Source organism: Variovorax sp. 38R, assembly GCF_014843395.1.
Taxonomy (GTDB): Bacteria; Pseudomonadota; Gammaproteobacteria; order Burkholderiales; family Burkholderiaceae_C; genus Variovorax; species Variovorax paradoxus_H.
In genome coordinates this window covers 3667789-3682878 of sequence record NZ_CP062121.1, presented here as the reverse complement: position 1 = coordinate 3682878, position 15090 = coordinate 3667789, and the positions used below count along the sequence as shown (strand labels likewise).

General features: G+C 65.3%; 30 protein-coding genes. 16 read left to right on the top strand and 14 right to left on the bottom strand.

Translation table 11 applies throughout. The annotated features are described in order from the left end of the window. Positions 1-47: 47 nt before the first annotated feature. Positions 48-446, bottom strand: a complete 399-nt coding sequence (locus tag IG196_RS17020; protein WP_192192058.1) for a helix-turn-helix transcriptional regulator — start codon at positions 444-446, stop codon at positions 48-50. Then, positions 443-799 (bottom strand): hypothetical protein, encoded by a 357-nt coding sequence (locus IG196_RS17015; RefSeq protein ID WP_192192057.1) that lies wholly within the window; start codon positions 797-799, stop codon positions 443-445. Before IG196_RS17015 ends, IG196_RS17020 begins: the two co-directional genes overlap by 4 nt. A 172-nt stretch (positions 800-971) precedes the next feature. Here IG196_RS17015 and IG196_RS17010 point away from each other — a divergent pair, with 172 nt between their 5' ends. Beyond that, positions 972-1895 carry an HNH endonuclease gene (locus IG196_RS17010; protein ID WP_192192056.1) on the top strand — a complete coding sequence of 308 codons (924 nt, stop codon included), beginning with the start codon at positions 972-974 and terminating at the stop codon, positions 1893-1895. Between the two features lie 73 nt (positions 1896-1968). Here IG196_RS17010 and IG196_RS17005 read toward each other — a convergent pair whose 3' ends face one another. From IG196_RS17005 to IG196_RS16975, 8 genes are read right to left on the bottom strand one after another with little or no spacing between them, the layout of a single operon-like run. Beyond that, a complete protein-coding gene (locus tag IG196_RS17005) occupies positions 1969-3081 on the bottom strand; it encodes a hypothetical protein (protein ID WP_192192055.1) in 1113 nt (370 codons plus the stop codon). Between the two features lie 8 nt (positions 3082-3089). Continuing rightward, entirely contained in the window at positions 3090-4016 is a 927-nt protein-coding gene (locus IG196_RS17000) for a lambda exonuclease family protein (protein ID WP_192192054.1), read from the bottom strand. After that, entirely contained in the window at positions 4013-4786 is a 774-nt protein-coding gene (locus IG196_RS16995) for an ERF family protein (protein WP_225616691.1), read from the bottom strand. The genes IG196_RS17000 and IG196_RS16995 overlap by 4 nt, the downstream gene beginning before the upstream one ends. Before the next feature lie 35 nt (positions 4787-4821). Next, positions 4822-5061, bottom strand: coding sequence for a hypothetical protein (locus IG196_RS16990; protein ID WP_192192053.1), 240 nt, complete (start codon positions 5059-5061; stop codon positions 4822-4824). Beyond that, a complete protein-coding gene (locus tag IG196_RS16985; protein WP_192192052.1) occupies positions 5058-5330 on the bottom strand; it encodes a hypothetical protein in 273 nt (90 codons plus the stop codon). Before IG196_RS16985 ends, IG196_RS16990 begins: the two co-directional genes overlap by 4 nt. After that, positions 5327-5722 carry a hypothetical protein gene (locus IG196_RS16980; protein ID WP_192192051.1) on the bottom strand — a complete coding sequence of 132 codons (396 nt, stop codon included), beginning with the start codon at positions 5720-5722 and terminating at the stop codon, positions 5327-5329. The genes IG196_RS16985 and IG196_RS16980 overlap by 4 nt, the downstream gene beginning before the upstream one ends. Next, entirely contained in the window at positions 5719-5844 is a 126-nt protein-coding gene (locus tag IG196_RS32220; RefSeq protein WP_263864218.1) for a hypothetical protein, read from the bottom strand. The genes IG196_RS16980 and IG196_RS32220 overlap by 4 nt, the downstream gene beginning before the upstream one ends. After that, positions 5841-6041: a hypothetical protein gene (locus IG196_RS16975; RefSeq protein WP_192192050.1), complete on the bottom strand. Its 201-nt coding sequence runs from the start codon at positions 6039-6041 to the stop codon at positions 5841-5843. The genes IG196_RS32220 and IG196_RS16975 overlap by 4 nt, the downstream gene beginning before the upstream one ends. 263 nt (positions 6042-6304) lie before the next feature. Here IG196_RS16975 and IG196_RS16970 point away from each other — a divergent pair, with 263 nt between their 5' ends. Then, a complete protein-coding gene (locus IG196_RS16970) occupies positions 6305-6601 on the top strand; it encodes a hypothetical protein (protein WP_192192049.1) in 297 nt (98 codons plus the stop codon). A 108-nt stretch (positions 6602-6709) separates the two neighbouring features. On the opposite strand, the gene IG196_RS16965 is transcribed toward IG196_RS16970, so the two are convergent. After that, entirely contained in the window at positions 6710-7474 is a 765-nt protein-coding gene (locus tag IG196_RS16965) for a helix-turn-helix transcriptional regulator (protein WP_192192048.1), read from the bottom strand. A gap of 63 nt (positions 7475-7537) precedes the next feature. Here IG196_RS16965 and IG196_RS32375 point away from each other — a divergent pair, with 63 nt between their 5' ends. Further along, positions 7538-7825 carry a YdaS family helix-turn-helix protein gene (locus tag IG196_RS32375; protein WP_412556344.1) on the top strand — a complete coding sequence of 96 codons (288 nt, stop codon included), beginning with the start codon at positions 7538-7540 and terminating at the stop codon, positions 7823-7825. Between the two features lie 2 nt (positions 7826-7827). Here IG196_RS32375 and IG196_RS16955 read toward each other — a convergent pair whose 3' ends face one another. After that, positions 7828-8097: a hypothetical protein gene (locus IG196_RS16955; protein WP_192192046.1), complete on the bottom strand. Its 270-nt coding sequence runs from the start codon at positions 8095-8097 to the stop codon at positions 7828-7830. Between IG196_RS16955 and IG196_RS32215 the strand changes: the two genes are divergently transcribed. Then, complete coding sequence (locus tag IG196_RS32215) at positions 8087-8218, top strand: hypothetical protein (protein WP_263864217.1); 132 nt, start codon at positions 8087-8089, stop codon at positions 8216-8218. The genes IG196_RS16955 and IG196_RS32215 overlap by 11 nt on opposite strands. Positions 8219-8499: 281 nt before the next feature. On the opposite strand, the gene IG196_RS16950 is transcribed toward IG196_RS32215, so the two are convergent. After that, positions 8500-8739: a hypothetical protein gene (locus tag IG196_RS16950; protein WP_192192045.1), complete on the bottom strand. Its 240-nt coding sequence runs from the start codon at positions 8737-8739 to the stop codon at positions 8500-8502. 609 nt (positions 8740-9348) lie between these two features. Continuing rightward, entirely contained in the window at positions 9349-9588 is a 240-nt protein-coding gene (locus IG196_RS32370; protein WP_192192044.1) for a KTSC domain-containing protein, read from the bottom strand. 99 nt (positions 9589-9687) lie between these two features. Here IG196_RS32370 and IG196_RS16940 point away from each other — a divergent pair, with 99 nt between their 5' ends. From IG196_RS16940 to IG196_RS16885, 12 genes are read left to right on the top strand one after another with little or no spacing between them, the layout of a single operon-like run. Next, on the top strand, positions 9688-9867 hold the full coding sequence (locus tag IG196_RS16940; RefSeq protein ID WP_192192043.1) for a hypothetical protein: 180 nt from the start codon (positions 9688-9690) through the stop codon (positions 9865-9867). A 27-nt stretch (positions 9868-9894) separates the two neighbouring features. Next, on the top strand, positions 9895-10209 hold the full coding sequence (locus IG196_RS16935) for a hypothetical protein (RefSeq protein WP_192192042.1): 315 nt from the start codon (positions 9895-9897) through the stop codon (positions 10207-10209). A gap of 26 nt (positions 10210-10235) precedes the next feature. Next, on the top strand, positions 10236-10598 hold the full coding sequence (locus tag IG196_RS16930; protein WP_192192041.1) for a hypothetical protein: 363 nt from the start codon (positions 10236-10238) through the stop codon (positions 10596-10598). Position 10599: 1 nt separating this feature from the next. After that, complete coding sequence (locus tag IG196_RS16925) at positions 10600-11553, top strand: hypothetical protein (RefSeq protein WP_192192040.1); 954 nt, start codon at positions 10600-10602, stop codon at positions 11551-11553. Further along, positions 11550-11792 (top strand): hypothetical protein, encoded by a 243-nt coding sequence (locus IG196_RS16920; protein WP_192192039.1) that lies wholly within the window; start codon positions 11550-11552, stop codon positions 11790-11792. The genes IG196_RS16925 and IG196_RS16920 overlap by 4 nt, the downstream gene beginning before the upstream one ends. Then, entirely contained in the window at positions 11789-12517 is a 729-nt protein-coding gene (locus IG196_RS16915) for a hypothetical protein (RefSeq protein ID WP_192192038.1), read from the top strand. The genes IG196_RS16920 and IG196_RS16915 overlap by 4 nt, the downstream gene beginning before the upstream one ends. After that, positions 12514-12777 (top strand): hypothetical protein, encoded by a 264-nt coding sequence (locus IG196_RS16910; RefSeq protein ID WP_192192037.1) that lies wholly within the window; start codon positions 12514-12516, stop codon positions 12775-12777. The genes IG196_RS16915 and IG196_RS16910 overlap by 4 nt, the downstream gene beginning before the upstream one ends. After that, positions 12774-13208 (top strand): hypothetical protein, encoded by a 435-nt coding sequence (locus IG196_RS16905; protein WP_225616690.1) that lies wholly within the window; start codon positions 12774-12776, stop codon positions 13206-13208. Before IG196_RS16910 ends, IG196_RS16905 begins: the two co-directional genes overlap by 4 nt. After that, on the top strand, positions 13205-13705 hold the full coding sequence (locus tag IG196_RS16900) for a recombination protein NinB (RefSeq protein WP_192192036.1): 501 nt from the start codon (positions 13205-13207) through the stop codon (positions 13703-13705). Before IG196_RS16905 ends, IG196_RS16900 begins: the two co-directional genes overlap by 4 nt. After that, positions 13702-14004 carry a hypothetical protein gene (locus tag IG196_RS16895; protein WP_192192035.1) on the top strand — a complete coding sequence of 101 codons (303 nt, stop codon included), beginning with the start codon at positions 13702-13704 and terminating at the stop codon, positions 14002-14004. Before IG196_RS16900 ends, IG196_RS16895 begins: the two co-directional genes overlap by 4 nt. Then, positions 14001-14564, top strand: coding sequence for a nuclease domain-containing protein (locus IG196_RS16890; RefSeq protein WP_225616689.1), 564 nt, complete (start codon positions 14001-14003; stop codon positions 14562-14564). The genes IG196_RS16895 and IG196_RS16890 overlap by 4 nt, the downstream gene beginning before the upstream one ends. Then, the gene (locus tag IG196_RS16885) at positions 14557-15090 is read left to right on the top strand and encodes a hypothetical protein (protein WP_225616688.1); all 534 of its coding nucleotides are present in this window, start codon (positions 14557-14559) and stop codon (positions 15088-15090) included. The genes IG196_RS16890 and IG196_RS16885 overlap by 8 nt, the downstream gene beginning before the upstream one ends.

The following is a 15090-nucleotide window of genomic DNA, read 5'->3' as shown; positions in this document are numbered from 1 at the left end:
GAGGCCGAATGTGATCTGGCCGGGGGGAACCCCATTGCCGGTGGTGCCTATGCTGCAGCTCCTTGTTCGCGCAGCCAGGTCGTCACGTCGCCGGCGCGCCAGCGCGTGCATCGCGCACCGTTCTTGATCGGCTGCGGGAAGTTGGCTGTGGCCATCTTCCGGCGGATCGTCGATTCGCCGAGGCCGGTGAGATGCTCGACGACGTCGATGCGCAAGAGCGCGTCGGGTATGAGGGCCGCCTGCAGGGTCTGGGCGGGTGGTCGACGGGGCCTTTGCGTCAGAACCGAGGGTGGACGTTCACTGGGTTCATTCAGCTCGGTGGCGGCTTGGATCTTTGCCCACAATCCAGCCGGCACATTCACGGTGATCCACTTTCCGGCGCCAGCGCGTCGGTGGTTCGGGTCGCTGTGGTTGCACTGCAGCAGTTCGCGGAGAAGGGCTGTCATGCGGGCACCTCGATTTTTTTGGATCGGCCAGCGGCAGAGTCGAGCAGTCGGCGCGCACGGTGCGGTGCGAGCGCGCCCTTTGCGTCGAGCTCGAGCAGCGCCTTGATGGAGCGGAGCACACGGTCTAGAGATGTGCCGAGCAGGTTCAAAATGCGTCTCCAAACGTTGGGGGAAGCAAGATGGGGAAATCCGAGCCGAAAGAGGTCCGACTCAAAATGGAGTGGGAAGCGCATAGCGCCGTTTTGGTAATGCATCAGGATGGGGAGGCCGTCACGATCCATTCGATTGAGCGCCTTGGCCTCGAATCTCTTCCGGGTGACGGTGAGACGTATCGCAGCATCACGGAGGCTCACAACCGAGCCTTGTGGCAGTGGATGGATTCGTTGAGGAAGTAGCTCAACCGAATGGCCAGGTCGACTCGCGCATGGTTCTTCGCCACCCACTGGAGACGTTTGAAATTGTTGAAGAGCAGCCATGACATCAGGCTGTCCCTGAGAGATTTACGAGATCAACAGAGGAGATAGCTTGGCCTATTGGTGGGTGAATCACAGTGGCACGCATGTGCAGGAAGTTGGCGGCGGCTACATCTGGTGTCCGCACACTGACGTCAATGGTCATGCGCGCGAGACGTACACGAACCTGACTAGGGTCGCCGCAGGGGACCTGGTCTTTTCCTATGCGGACCGCGCGATTCGGGCGATCGGTGCGGTCCGAGCTCCTCATGTGAATGCGCCCAAGCCCGCGTATGGTGCTGCCGGTGCGAATTGGGGGGGCGATGGATGGCTCGTAACGATCGAATGGAAGCTGCTGACGCAGGCCTTCGAACCTCTGCCCGTGTTCGACGAGCTCCAGCCGTTGATGCCTGAGAGGCACTCGCCGTTGACGAGCGCTGGCAAAGGCGCGATGAACGTCTACTTGGCAAGCATCTCGTCGCAACTTGGACAAATGCTGATGGGCTTTATCTCGGACGGCAATCCCGAATTGCAGGACGAGGTTGACGATGCATCGGCGATGCAGCAGGTGTTGAATGCGAACATTCCCCCGACCAGCAAGAAGCAGTTGGTTGAGGCGCGCAAAGGACAAGGCATCTTTCGGGATCGCGTTGCGGCGATCGATCGCACCTGCCGCGTCTCCGGCACCAACGACCCGCGGGTACTGAACGCGGGCCACATCAAGCCCTGGTCGAAGAGCACTGACAAGGAACGGCTCGACGGTGAGAACGGGTTCTTGCTGGCCCCACACGTCGACAAGCTTTTCGACCGCTTCCTGATCTCGTTCGAAGACGATGGAGCATTGATCACTGCCGGTCCAGGCGTGGACGCGCTGATGCGTAGCTGGAATCTTGATCCCACCTTGCGCACGGCGCCGCTTCGTGCTGGCCAGCGGGGCTATATGGCCTATCACCGAGGGCGGCTTGCCGAAGTGGTGGCGAAGGGCCTTTGGCGATAGCCGACTGGCTTCGTCGTTCGTAGCGGCAGGAGTGGGGAAGAGCTTGGGCATGATTGCTCGAGGTGGTGGTCGGTCAGGCGGCTAGGCGCGGCGCGTGCGCGGCCTTGGCTTCGGTCGCGCGGCGCACGATGGCATCGCAGATCAGAGGAAACTGGTGCTCGTGGTACAGCGTGGCGGCCCGTTCGGTGCCGGCCGGCTCGACGCCGAGGGCACGCAGCTGCGCGGCGGTGACGGTCCAGCCCAGGCGCTCGGCGATCTCGCCGATGCGCAGCGTGGGGGCGGTGCCGACGATCGGTTCGTTTGCTGCGGTCGCGCCGGCCTCGAACTGTTGGAGCGGAGCGGGAGCCGGTGCTGGCGCCAGTGCGCGCGGTGCGCGGCCACCCGAGTAGCGGGCCACGGCGGCAGGTGGGCGCTCTGTCATCGGCTCTTCGCGCTGCTCTTGGGCTTGCTCCTGCGAGGCTGGAGCCACTTCGGCGGCAGGCGCCGGCACAGGGGCCGGCGCTTGATGGCGTCTCAGTTCCTCGAGCTGGGCCTGCAGCCGCTCGTTCTCGGCGCGCAGCTCTTCCGCTGCGGCGCGCTCCCGGGCATCGGCGATCATCTTTTCCAGCGCGCGGATGGTCACGTCCTTCTGCGCCGCGGCGCGCACAGCGAAGTCTTCGAAGACTGCGGCGCTCACGTCGATCTCGCGCACGTAGGTCAGGCCAGCTTCGATTCGTTCGATGGGCAGGCCCTCGGCCTTTGCCGCGTAGCCTTCGATCTTGGCGATGGCGTCCAGATGCCGCTGTGCGCGCTCGGCTTCCTTTCGGTCGCGCTCGGCCTTCTCGGCGGCGAGCTTGTTTTCGTGCACCGTGATCTGCTCGTCGACGGCGGTTTCGATGGGCTTCACGATCTCGATCAATCGCGCGGCCTCTCCGTCGACCACCTTCTTGCAGTCGTTGAGCTGCTCCTTGGTCCTGTCGCGCAGGCGTTGCAGCGCGAAGCGGCCCGATTCACGCAGCTCGAGGCGTGCGTCCTTGGCGGCCTTGAAACCCTTCGGCGTGCTCATGTCGAAGGCGACATCGCGGTACCGCTCCGCGAGGGTCTTGACCTCGGTTTCTAGTGGGGAGAAGAGCGCGAGCGCGGCCTGCGCGATGGTCTGCGGCTGGGCGGCAACTGCGTTCGGGGTGACGGTGGAAAGTTCGGACATAGGGCCTCTCAGAAGGGGTTGTCGATGACTGCATTGCCGGCGCGCGCAAGCGGTGCGGGGTCTGCGAAAAGGGCTGGTAGGGGGGCGGGCGTGGCCTCAGCGGTGCTGGTGCTGGTGTCGGCAGCCGGGAGCGATGCCGCTGCGACCTTGTCGGCGCCGGACATCTTTTTCGGCGTGCGCAGGATCGCGAGATAGCTTTCGACGAGTCGGCTGAAGTCGATCAGGTCCGCTTCGAGGGCCTCGATGGCGTCCTCGTTGCGGTAGATGCGCTTCACGAACAGGTCTTTGCCGACGGGCTCCAGCCAGGGGCAGTACACGACCAGGTCGCACCACTTGCGGCCGGTGATCCACAGGCCGCCGTTGATCTGGTCGAGGTACTCGAGGTGCGCCGTCTCCGGGCTGGCCCAGACCTGGCCCAGCTTGTCGCAGGCCAGCGGGCACTTGATCTCGACCATGCCGTCGTCGTCGATCAGACCGTCCGAGGAGTACCCGAAGCGCTCGTCGTCGGTCAGGATCAGGCTGACCTCTTCGACCAGCGCACCGGTGCGCGCCTCGTAGACCATTCGGGCCCTGGGCTCGAGGTCGCGGCCGCGGCGCATCGCGTAGGTGACGAACGTGTCGTCAAGCGGCTCGCGGCTGATCGTCTCGAACGCGACCAGCCAGGCGTACTTGATCGCGGCCGCGCCGGGCTCCGTGGTCGGCTCGCCGCGAAGCGCCTTGGTGATGGCGCCTGCGGACGGCTTCACCTTGTAGCCCGCCTTGGCGCGCGCGTCCGGCTCTTCCATGCCCAGCTGCAGGGCTTCGACGTAGAGGCGCTGCTGGTCGGTGAGCCCGCCCACGCGCTCTCTCGCGTCGGAGAAGCGCGATGCCGTGGGCACGCCGCAGCGCGCACGCAGCCAGTCTTCGCTCCCCTGGGGGTAGTTCAGCAGGATCACGAGCGAGCTCCTGCCTTCAGCCGTTGGCGATGGGCGATCACTGCGTCCTTGAACTCGGTGTAGAGATCGCGGCGCTGTGTCGCCGCCAGCGCACTCGCCCCTTCCGCCCACAGCGCCGCGGCTGCCTTGTCGGTCTTGGTTTCGCGAAGGCGATGGAACAGCGAATCGGTGAGTCGGTCGGCCTCGGTCGCTTGCCTCACGGCGCCCGGGTCGGCGCCGGCACCGTTGCCATCGTCGTCGCTCTCGCCGATGGCCACGTTGAAGATCAGCTTCAACAAGTAGCGCTGGGAGTAGGTCATCGCCGAGCCGTGGGCGTGGGTCTTCGTCATGACGTCGCCACCCTTGGCGCCCTTGCCGTCGGCCGGCATGTCGCACTTGTAGGTGCGCATGTGCCCGGCAGCGTGCGACACGTAGCAGAGCACGCGGATGTGGTTCTCCTTCGGGCTGTCGTCGGTGTCGAAGCTGAGCGCGAAGCCGTTCTTCGTGTAGATGGGGCGCAGGGCTCGGTTGAGCTGCGCGTAGCTGGCGTAGGTGCTGCGGGTCTGCGGATTGACCGCGTCGGCCGAGATAGGGCCCATTGCAGCCTGGGCCTTCGTCATCGCCGCGTTGAACTTCTGCTCGTTGGCGCGCGCGTGCATGCGCTCGTGCATGCTCAGCAGCCGCTCCATCTTGTCGACGTCGACGTTCGGGTCGTTGGCTGCGGCCGTGATGGCGTGCATCACCGTCGCAATCTCGTTGCGCGGCGGCAGGATCACGGGCGCTCTGGCCACGAGAACCTCGGCGTCTGCGTGAGCGAGTGCGGCGCTCACTTGGCGATGCCCCACAGAGAGAACCAGGAATCGCGCGGGCCTTCGCCGTACATGCCGAGCAGCACTGCGGCCAGGATCAGCAGCACCACCAATGCACCGACAACCAGGTTGTCGCGGCGGGTGGATGGGAACCAGAGGCCACCGATGGCCTCGTCGTTGGCGGCCGGCGGGAAGCCGGTCGGCGTGGTGGCGGCGCTGACCTGCGGGCGCGGCGGGTTGACAAGGCGAACGCTCACGATGCGATCCTTTCGAAGATGAGAAGGGCGATGACGAAGAGGCCGGCGAGGGCGGATGCGGCGATCACCGCCGCTTCTTCAACCTGTTGGCGGCGCGGCACCTCGACGAAGAGGCGCACGGTGCTGGAGCGCTGTCCGGGCCCGAAGGCGTCTTCGAGGGAGCGAGGCAGGCAGCCGGGGCGGTGGTCGTCCGCGTTGACCATGCCCACCAGCGTGGGCTGGTCAGTGGGAGCGGGGACGAGCGGGAAGGCGTAGCCGAGTTGTTTCACTGGACGTCTCCTCTGGCCTTGGCGACGACGTCCGCGGCCGCGCGTAGCGCGTACCTGCGTGCGATCGGATCACCACCGCGCAGCGCTTCGATGGCCTCCTCGTAGGCAGCGAGGAGTTCGTGCCGGAGCGCAATGTGGTACGCCATGCGGCGCTGCAGCTTCTCCGGCGTGTCGGGCCCCGCGCTCTTCGGCAGGTCCAGGTCGATGTCGCGGTACTTGTCGCCGCGCAGCGCGATCAACGCGCGCTGCTCGATCCAGCGAATGCGGCGAGTCTGGCTGCGGCTCTTGGCTGCCGAGCGGGCGATGTGGTCCAGCGCCTGCGCGAGGAGCAGCGGGTCCACCGTCTTCGCGGCCTCGTAGGCGCGGGGGAATTCGTGGGTTACTGCGCTCATGCGGCGCACCACGCGAAGTGAGGCGACATGGCACGCACGCGGCGCGCCTCGGCGTAGCGCTGGCGCAAGGCCGCAATCTGGCGCTGCAGCTCCAGCCCGTGGGCGATCAGCGTGGCCATCATGCAAGCCTCGTCGAACGGTTGCGCGACAGATCGAGGTTCAGCGCGGCCGAGGCCTGCATGCGATCGAGCGCACCGGTGTCCTTTGCGGCCGCATAGCCGCGGTCGAAGGCGATCAGCTGTTCTTCGCTGAACTCGGGACAGGGTACTGGCAGCGCGGCCAGCTTTGGGTGGGCCGTGTGCCCGGGGTTGTTGTACATCTGTGCTCCTCGCGGCTGCGTCAGCCGGTGGAGCGAATATTAGGTGCACCGAACTATTTGGTCAATAGGTGTGCCTAATATTTATGAGAAAGTCTCGTAGGTGGATGGTGCGGCGCCTTTTGCCTATGAACTTTCGGCGAGGCCTTCGGTGCCGCATAGGTTGATTGGGCCAAAGGCCTACCCTGAACGAGGGATGTAAGCCAGACGACTCCTTGCCAAACTCCGCACGGGTTCTCAATCGTGTAAGTCAAAAGGAGACAATTGTGAAAATCGCTGCTGTAGCAATGACGGTGGTGCTTGCGATTACGGCACCTGGTGTCTGGGCTCAGGCTGCTGGCGCGGGTGCTGAGTACAACAAGCGCGAGGCCGCCAGGATGCAGGAGGTTCGACGGCTGGAAAAATATGACAAGCCGTTGCGGGATGACCCAATAGGGAATGCGCTGACGGGCGGAGCTGCAACAGGCCTGGTGCGAGGGGCCGCTGCCGGCGCAGCAGGAACCGCGTCGCGTGCTGCCACCGGCACCGCTTCTTCTGAATACAAGCGGCGCAACGAGAAGTAGAAGTTCAGCGCGCGCCGCGGAGGACCATCAAAGGCCAAGCGGCGAGAGGCGTCGAGGAGGGAGGACTCGGCGCTCTCGTCGCGATATGCCGGATAGATCCGGCCGCGATCAGTACTGTTCGCTTTTCCAGACGGTCAATATCTTGCCGATGATCTGAAGGTGTGGGTTCTTCGGAGAGAGGTCATAGGGCGGGAAGTCCTCATTTTTCGAGATCACGCGCAGCACGAAGCCCGGCCCGTTGAACTCCGGGACGCGCTGCAAAATCTTGATGTAGCCCTCGTCCCCCACGCGAAAAAAGTACACGCCTTCGTGGTCAACGCGGGTGACGCCTCGATCCATCAACAGCGGGTCGCCGGGGTTGAACATGCCTCGCATCGAAGGACCGAAGCCGGTCACGATGCAGAGGTTCTGAATGCTCGAGTACGACCGGACGTTGAGCTGCAGCCACTCTCGATCCACCCTCCAGCTCTTGATGATTCCGGGTGGCTCTGCTTCGAGGAGCAGCTTTCCACGGCTATCCATGCCGCCGCTCACATCGTATTGAACGATCAGCACCTCGTTGTCGCTTACCTGCGGCGCGGCGGCGCTTGCTTGCGATAGCTCGCTCGGCGGAGTGGGGGCGACCGCTGCGGTCGTTGTGCTGTTGCGAGAAGTCGGCCACATCTGTCCCTGGCCATCGGACAGCCAGAGCGTGTTGCAGCCATACAGCTCCGCAGCCTTTGCGGCAGTGGTGGCTTTCATGGCCTTCGTCTCACCGCTAAACCACGCATTCACTGAAGGTGGCTTCGCACCGGTCGCGCGTGCGAGGTCGGCTTGGGAAATGTCGGGTCGCTCGTGGGCCAACAGAGCGAAGCGCTGCTTCAACGTGGTCATTAGGCAATCCTAATAAATAAAGCATTAGGCGTGCCTTGCAATGAATCTTAGGCACACCTTAGAATGCCGTGCATGATCACCGTACAAGACCTCGGCGGCCCGACGGCCGTAGCTCGCATGGTTCGCCTTTCCGTGCCGACCGTGCACGGGTGGAAGGCGATACCGGAGCACCACTGCCCAACGATTGAGCGAGCAACCAACGGCCGCTGGGTCTGCGAGCAGCTGCGCCCGGAGGCTCCGTGGCTGCGGGTGCCTGACAAGAAATGGCCGCACCCGAAGGGCCGCCCCGTCCTCGACCTCGCCGCCGCTGCGCCTGCGGCCGAGCCCGCGGGGCAGGGGGCAGAGGCGTGATGTCAGTCTTGCATTTCGCGCCGACGGCTGCGCAGCAGCTCTCCGCATTCGTGGCGGCGCATCAGGCTTTTGCTGTCGTAGTAGCTGTAGATGAACCAGTAGCCGGCAGCGACTGGTACCGAGACCCAGCGCCGGAATCGTTGATCGGGGGTGGCGTCCATGGCTAGCCATGAACAAATCAAAGCTCCGAAGGCCAGCGGCCAGAACTTGACCAGCGACAACAGCAAGAAGCGGTCGTGGCGCACGGCATATCGAATCAGCTTGATCTTCACGATCCTGACCATCGGGATCTCTTTCATCGCCGGTGATTCCGCCTACAGCGGAGGGGTGTGGTTGCTCGGCATCGTCTCTTTCAGCGTGGCGATGTCCGCCCGCGCCATCAGCGAGGTCTAGACCATGAACCCCTTCGAAGCCATCGGCGCGGCTGCGCTCTTCATCGTGATCGTCGGAGTTGTTCTCTGGTGCGCGGGCGTCCTCAAGGTGTCCGTCGGCACAGGCGGGGAGGGCTGATATGAGCAAGCCATTGCTTGGAACGCCTGAGCACATCAAGGCCAAGTCAGTTGAGGTGCTGCGCCCGCTCGCGGGCATGTCGTACGCGGACGCGCTGTATGTGCTGGAGATCGCCCAGCGCACGATGGCGGACGCAGTTGACCGGTTGCACGCGGAGCAGTTTTTTAGCCCTCCCGTTTTCCAATGTTCGCCTCCCAAAGATTCGGGAGATCGTCCTTGAGCAAGCGGTGCAGCTTTTTCGACAGCGCATCCACGTGCTCGGACGTGTTGTTGGCGTACTCGTACATGTCTTCTCGTGAGTTGCCTGCGATGTCTAGCTTGCGCTTGATCTCCTGGATCTCGATGAAGTTGGCAATGCACATGAGCTTGATCGTGCGCAGCTCGTCGAGCAACTGTTTTTCCATGGTCGGGGCCTTCGTTGGGTTGTTGAGGAACACCCATTGTGGCGAAGCAACCCCGGCCACCATTTCGGGAGATGCCTGACATGCGAAGCACCACGAAGAAGGGGGCGCGCACGCCGGCCCTGATCAAGGCGAAGAGCCGAGTTGAGATCGCTGCGCGCGTGCATGAAGTGCTGCAAAGCGCGCAGTTGGTAGTGGCGATGTCGACCGCGTCGCTCAATGCGATCGGTGTCTCGGCCAACGAGATTGCGCGAGCCGCCGGATACCGCGAGCCACTCGAGCCGGAGCCCGCGATCCAGAGCACCCCGTTGACGCCACTGACCCCGACAGGTGGCGCCGCGCGCCCCATCACACTGACCTTGCGTTCTGGCGGTGCTGCATGTCTGGAGATCGAGGATGTGGCGCTCTCACTGAGCTCCGATGAAGTCGCCTTGCTTCGGACTATCTGCTCGCCGAGTCCGCCGAGGGGGTCTGGCGTGACGGTGCTCGAGGCGCTTGAGCTGGCGCGCATGGCGCTGGTGACCAACCACAACGTGTTGGCCACGGACCGGCCTGACCTGCCGCGCTCGCCCGACACCGGCTGGACGACGAACTTCTTGCGCGAGATCGCGGCTATCGACGCCGCGGTCGAAATGCAGGTTGGAAGCCGTTCCCGTACTGATCTCGGATGTGGTCGTTGTAGTACGAACCAGCAGAGCGGGCCAGGCATAGGCCATTCCACACCTGTACCGGAACTCCCGGGAAGTCGTACCCCTGATGAGGTTCGCTCGTGAACCAGAGCGTCAGAACCTGCGCTGCTGGCTCGTATGTGCCCTTCACGAGGGCGCTCGAAACGAATCGCGTCTCTTCCATTTTGTCCGCCCCTCGCGGGGTCCGTGTTGTGGTGACCGGACTTTACCCCGCGAGGGCGCGGGCACCCCGTCACCACCTCATTCCTTCGAAGGCCCGCTGATGCACGTCAGGTCTCTTTCCGCGCTCGATCACGCTGAAGTCGTCGAACTCGCCACGCTCGCGGCCGAGCGGGGCGACGACATCGCGAATACCAACCCGTTTCCGTCGGGCTGCTGGCGCCACACCGTCTTCCGCGACGTGTTCGTCGCCCGCACCGCCGACCTCCAGCCGGTCGGCTGACCACTTCACCCCAACGAGCAATTCCAGATGTCCACCCTCAACGAGAACGACGAGCCGGCTTTCGCCCGCGGCATCGCCGGGCCCCTCGGCAAGCTGACCGAAGACCTGAAGACCAAGGTTGACGAGTCGACTGACAAGGTATTCCGGCAGCACTGCGCCATGAGCGGAACGGATGCCTCCACGCTGCTGCGCGACTTCGTTTACCTGACCTGCTACGGCAAGACATGGCGGGCGATGGCGGCTGAGAAGCTGATTCATGACGAGGAGCGTATCGGCGCGCTACGCAAACTGACAGGGCCTTTTGAGGGCCCCGAATTCGCACAGCGGGGAGGGCGGGCTTGATGGGCGGCGCGACTCCTGCACCCGCCGTGAAGCGGCCGCTGCTGATGGCTCAGCAGCACTTCGACCAGTTCACTCCGGCCTTCATGGCCTATCTGCCCGAGAACCTGCATGTCTACGACGCCTTCGAGCGCGAGGCCATGCGCGTGGTTCGCCGCGGCTTCGAGCACTACAGCGCGCGCACCATCATCGAGGTGCTGCGCCACAACTCGGCGCTGGCCGAGCGCGCGGGCCCGTGGAAGCTCAACGACTGGCACACGCCATACCTGGCGCGCCTGTTCGCGCTGCTGAACCCGGCTTTCGCCGGCCTGTTCGAGTTTCGCGTCACGAAGGCCGTGGGCCGCGGCCGTGCTGCTGCGGCCAATGATCCTTCGATGGGGGGCGCGGACTGACGTGACGAAGACAGTTCCATACCCCGCAGACACCCGTGCGAAGGGCTGGCGCTTCGAGCTGGACCACGAGCGCATCGAGCAGTCGGACACCTGGGCGTTGGCGCCGGCCGACGTGCGCCCCTGGCTGCTGATGCTGTGGCTTTCAGCTTGGCGCCAGGAGCCCTGCGGCTCGCTGCCCAACGAAGACGAGCTGATCGCGGTGCGCATCGGCATGCCCATGAAGACCTTCGCCAAGGTGCGCTGCAAGCTCATGCGCGGCTGGTGGGAAGCCGAGGATGGCCGCCTGTACCACGACACGGTCACGAAGCGTGTCCTGGAAATGCTGTCCGCCCGCGAGGCGGAGCGACGCCGGAAGGCCGAGTACCGCCAACGGAAGGAAGCGGAAAGGACGGGTCTGTCCCATGGGACACCCGGCGGACACCAGCAGGACGACGCGGGGAGCGACACCGGGAGAGACGACACCGGAACCGGAACCGGAACCAGTACCGGTAAAGAAGAAACCACCACCACTTCCCGAACTACGACCGGAGAGGTGGGGGGTGATCGGCATAGCCCGTCGAAGGCGGGAGCCACCTGCAAGGCCATCCGTGCGAAGGGCATTGCCGACGTGAACCCTTCGAGCCCGGAGCTTCTGGCCCTCATCGCCAAGGGCGTGCCAGTCGAGACGTTCGAGGCCGCGGCCGAAATTTGCGCCAAGGCCACGCCTCCCAAGGGCTTCGCCTACCTGCTCGGCATCGTCAAGCGCCAGCTCGGCGAGGCTGCGGCCATTGCTTCCGGCGTTGGCATGCCTGCGAAGCCCTGGGACGAGTCCCGCACGTCCATCGAAGCGAAGGGCGAAGAGGTCGGCCTGGGCCGTTGGAACGAGCACGACCTGAGCGTCAACCGCGAAACCTTTCCCCAGTACACGGCCCGTGTGCGCCGGGCCGTCGAGCAACGACAAGGAGAACCCGCATGACCAGCATCGCTCACGTCGCCTCCATCGCACTCGGCGCGCAGCGCCGCCTACACGTCCTCTCGTGCGCCGAGCGCCAGCTGCGCGGCCAGGGGCAGCTGTCCGCCGCGGCCGCGCACGGCATCAGCGCCTACCGCGCTGTCGAGCGCAGCAGCCTGGACGTGTGCGCCGAGCACTTCGCAAACCTGACGCCGGCGAACGACGGCGCCTTCACCCCAACCCCGGAGTCCGAACTGGCATGACCACGCGCCGCCCCAAGATCGAATTCGACGCGGACGAGGTGTTCGCCCGCATCCGTACCAAGCCGGTTCGCTGGAATGACCTGGCAGGGACCAAAACTGCACGCCGCCAGCTGCGCCCGATCATCGACAACCTGCTGGCCAGCGGCGCCGTCAAGTTCGTGCGCCTTGGTGGCAGTCGGCACCTTGCTGCAGCAGCCTGGAGCCCGTCGAAGCAGGAGGAACTGGACGAAATCTACGGCCGTTGCCGTGCGGTCGACGGTTGCATGCTGTGGACCGGGCGCATCGACCCTGACCGTGGCCCGGCCATGTACGCCGCTTGGGGTGGTACCGAGCGCTCTGCGCGTCGGCGCGTCTGGGGCATCCGGCAGCGCAAGCTCGACCGCGCGAGCACGATTGCGATGACCTGCGCCAACCCCTCCGACTGCGTGCTGTTCGAACACATGCAGCGCACCAACAGCGGCGCGAAGATGAAGGGCAAGCCCAAGACTCTTCTGCACCGGATTGCCATCGCGACAGCGAAGCGCAAGACCTCGGGAAAGCTCACGGACGAGAAGGTCGCGCGCATCCTCGAGGGTGATGAGAGCACCAGGTGCCTCGCGCGTGAGCTGGACGTGAGCCAGGCCACGGTCCATGCAGTGCGCTCGCGCGATCGCTGGCGCAACTACCGTGCGACTCCGTTCTCTGGCCTCGACGCCGCCAACGATTCGGGGAGGCGCCGTGCATGAGCTGCCCGAACTGCGACCTGGCCGCCGTGCGCGCCGATCACCCGGGCTACACGGCCAACTGCCGTGAATGCCTTGCCCGTGGCATTGCCAACGGCCCCGAGTTCTGGCGCTCGCGCCAGGACGGTGCCATGAGGCCCGAGTACGTCACCGCGCTCAAAAGCATCTGGGGCGAAGACTGGGAGGCTGGCAACGCGGCCGTGAAAGCGGCGCACGTGCGACTGCGCGCGCTGCGCACGTCGCCGCAGGGGGCGCTCCTGTGACGACACGAATCCTCGGCATGGACCCCGGCGCCAGCACCGGGCTGGCCTGCTACGAAGACGGCGTGCTGACCTGGCTGCGCACCATCGAGCCGCACGCCATCGACCACTTCCTCCGCGACCTGATGCCGGCGCGTGTGGTGTTCGAAGACAGCCGCCTCGAGAAGCGCGCGTGGAATGCGCGCACGAAGAAGGACTACGGCGCGGCACTAGCCACGGCCCGCTCGCTGGGGCGGGTGGACGCCTGGTGCAGCCTGATCACTTCCATCTGCGCGAACCTGGGCATCCCGGCCCACGGCATCAGCCCGACCGCGAAGGGCGCCAAGTTGGACGCGGCCGCCTTCGCTGTCGCCACCGGCTGGACGGCACGCAGCAACCAACACGAACGCGACGCCGCGATGCTGGCGCGCATCTACCGGAGAGCGATTCGATGAGCGACCTTGCCTTGCATGTGGTCTGGCCGGACCAGGAGCGCGCGCGCTCCAGCTTCCTCGAGCGCGTGGCGCCGTGGTGCAAGCAGCAGTGGGCCGCCGGCCGTCGCCTAGAGCTGGAAATCCGGCTGCACGAGGACGCCAAGACCGACCGTCAGCGGAAGTACTACCACGGCGTGGTGCTGAAGACGATTGCGGCGCAGGCCCGACCGCAGGGTGCACAGTTCCCGCTGGCGGTGTGGAAAGAGCACTTCCGCGCCGAGTACCTGGGCCACAAGACCGTCATGACGAAGAACCCTCTCACCGGCAAGAAGGTGCGCCGGCGCGAGCGCGTCAGCACCGAAGACCTCGGCGTGAAGGGCTACAGCCAGCTCATCGACCGCGTGAGCGCCTTCGCCGCCACCGAGCTGGGCGTTAGCTTCGCTGCAAGCTACGAGCAGTGGGAGCGCATCCAGGTCGACCCGGACACGGGCGAGATCATCGGAGCCATCACGCCATGAAGTCGCTGACCTTCGGGCTGGACTACGACGACACCTTCACCGCAGACCCGGACCTGTGGCGCCAGTTCATTGCGACGGCGCAGGCGCGCGGCCATTCGGTGGTGTGCGTCACCGCGCGCCGCACGCCGCCCGACTTCTCGCGCGAGCCGCGCATGCCCGACAGCGTGCCCATCGTGTGCACGGGCGGCCAGCCCTACAAGAAGCATGCGGCGGCCAAGGCGGGCTTCGCCGTCAACGTGTGGATCGACGACATGCCGGGCCTCATCGAGCCGTCCCTGGTGCTGGACTTCGGCCTATGAAGCGCAGCGCGCCCCTGAAGCGAACCGCCTTCAAGCGCCCCCGGCCCAAGGTTGTCGGCGTGGACCTGGCCGCGGGCCCGGACACCACGGTGCTGGTCCGCGTGCAGCAGGTGTCGGGCCGCATCGTTCGTATGGCTGCGATCAACGATGCGGACTTCCGGGGCGGCGCGCCGAAGACCGAGGCACAGCGCAATCGGGCGCTGCTGGCGATGGCGCGCGGCCAGCGCTGCTTGCTGACTGTGCCTGGCGTCTGCCGGCCGGACCCGGCCACCACGGTCGCGTGCCACAGCAACCAGTCGGTGCACGGCAAGGCCGGCGCGCGCAAGGCTGACGACCAATGGCATGTGCACGGGTGCGCGGCTTGCCATCGCTGGCTCGACCAGGGGCCGGCGCCGGTGGCCGAGAAGAACGAGCGCTTCGCCGTGGCTCACGACTGGATGGTCTCCATCTGGCAGGACATCGTTGCCGGCATGCAGCCGTCGACGCCGAAGGAACGGAAGGCCGCCCAGTGGGCGCTCGACCGCATTGAACCCAGACGAGGAGAAAAAATAAATGGCTGACGCTCGGAAATCTACAACCGCCCTGGTGCTCGAGGCAGTGCAAGACCTGCATGCCCAGGAGCAAATCGTCACTCGCGAGACGCTGGCCGAGCTCACGGGCCTGAAGCTGAGCGTGATCGACGACCGCTTGGGCACCCTGGCTGACGACGGCGCCATCCTGCGCGTGCAGCGCGGTGTGTACGTGCCTGCGCCACAGCATCCGCCAGCGCGCCCGATGTCGAAGACGGTGATGCCCAACGGAATGGTCAAGATAGAGATCGGCGACGAGGTGCTCACGCTGACGCCGCGGGAGGATCGATCGCTCGCGAATCTGATGGCTGGAGCAGCCGCGCAGGCGGCCGCCATTGAGGCTGGCCGGAATACCGCCATCCTCGCGGCCGAGCTCAGCGAGGAGGTGAAGCGTCTGCGCCGCCAGGTGACAGCACTTGAGTCAAAGATTGATCCGAGTCAGGGGCAGCTATTTGGATTGTCTCAAGGGATTGAGAACCGAGTTGCAAACGGAGCACTATTCTTAGCTTCAGTGTGA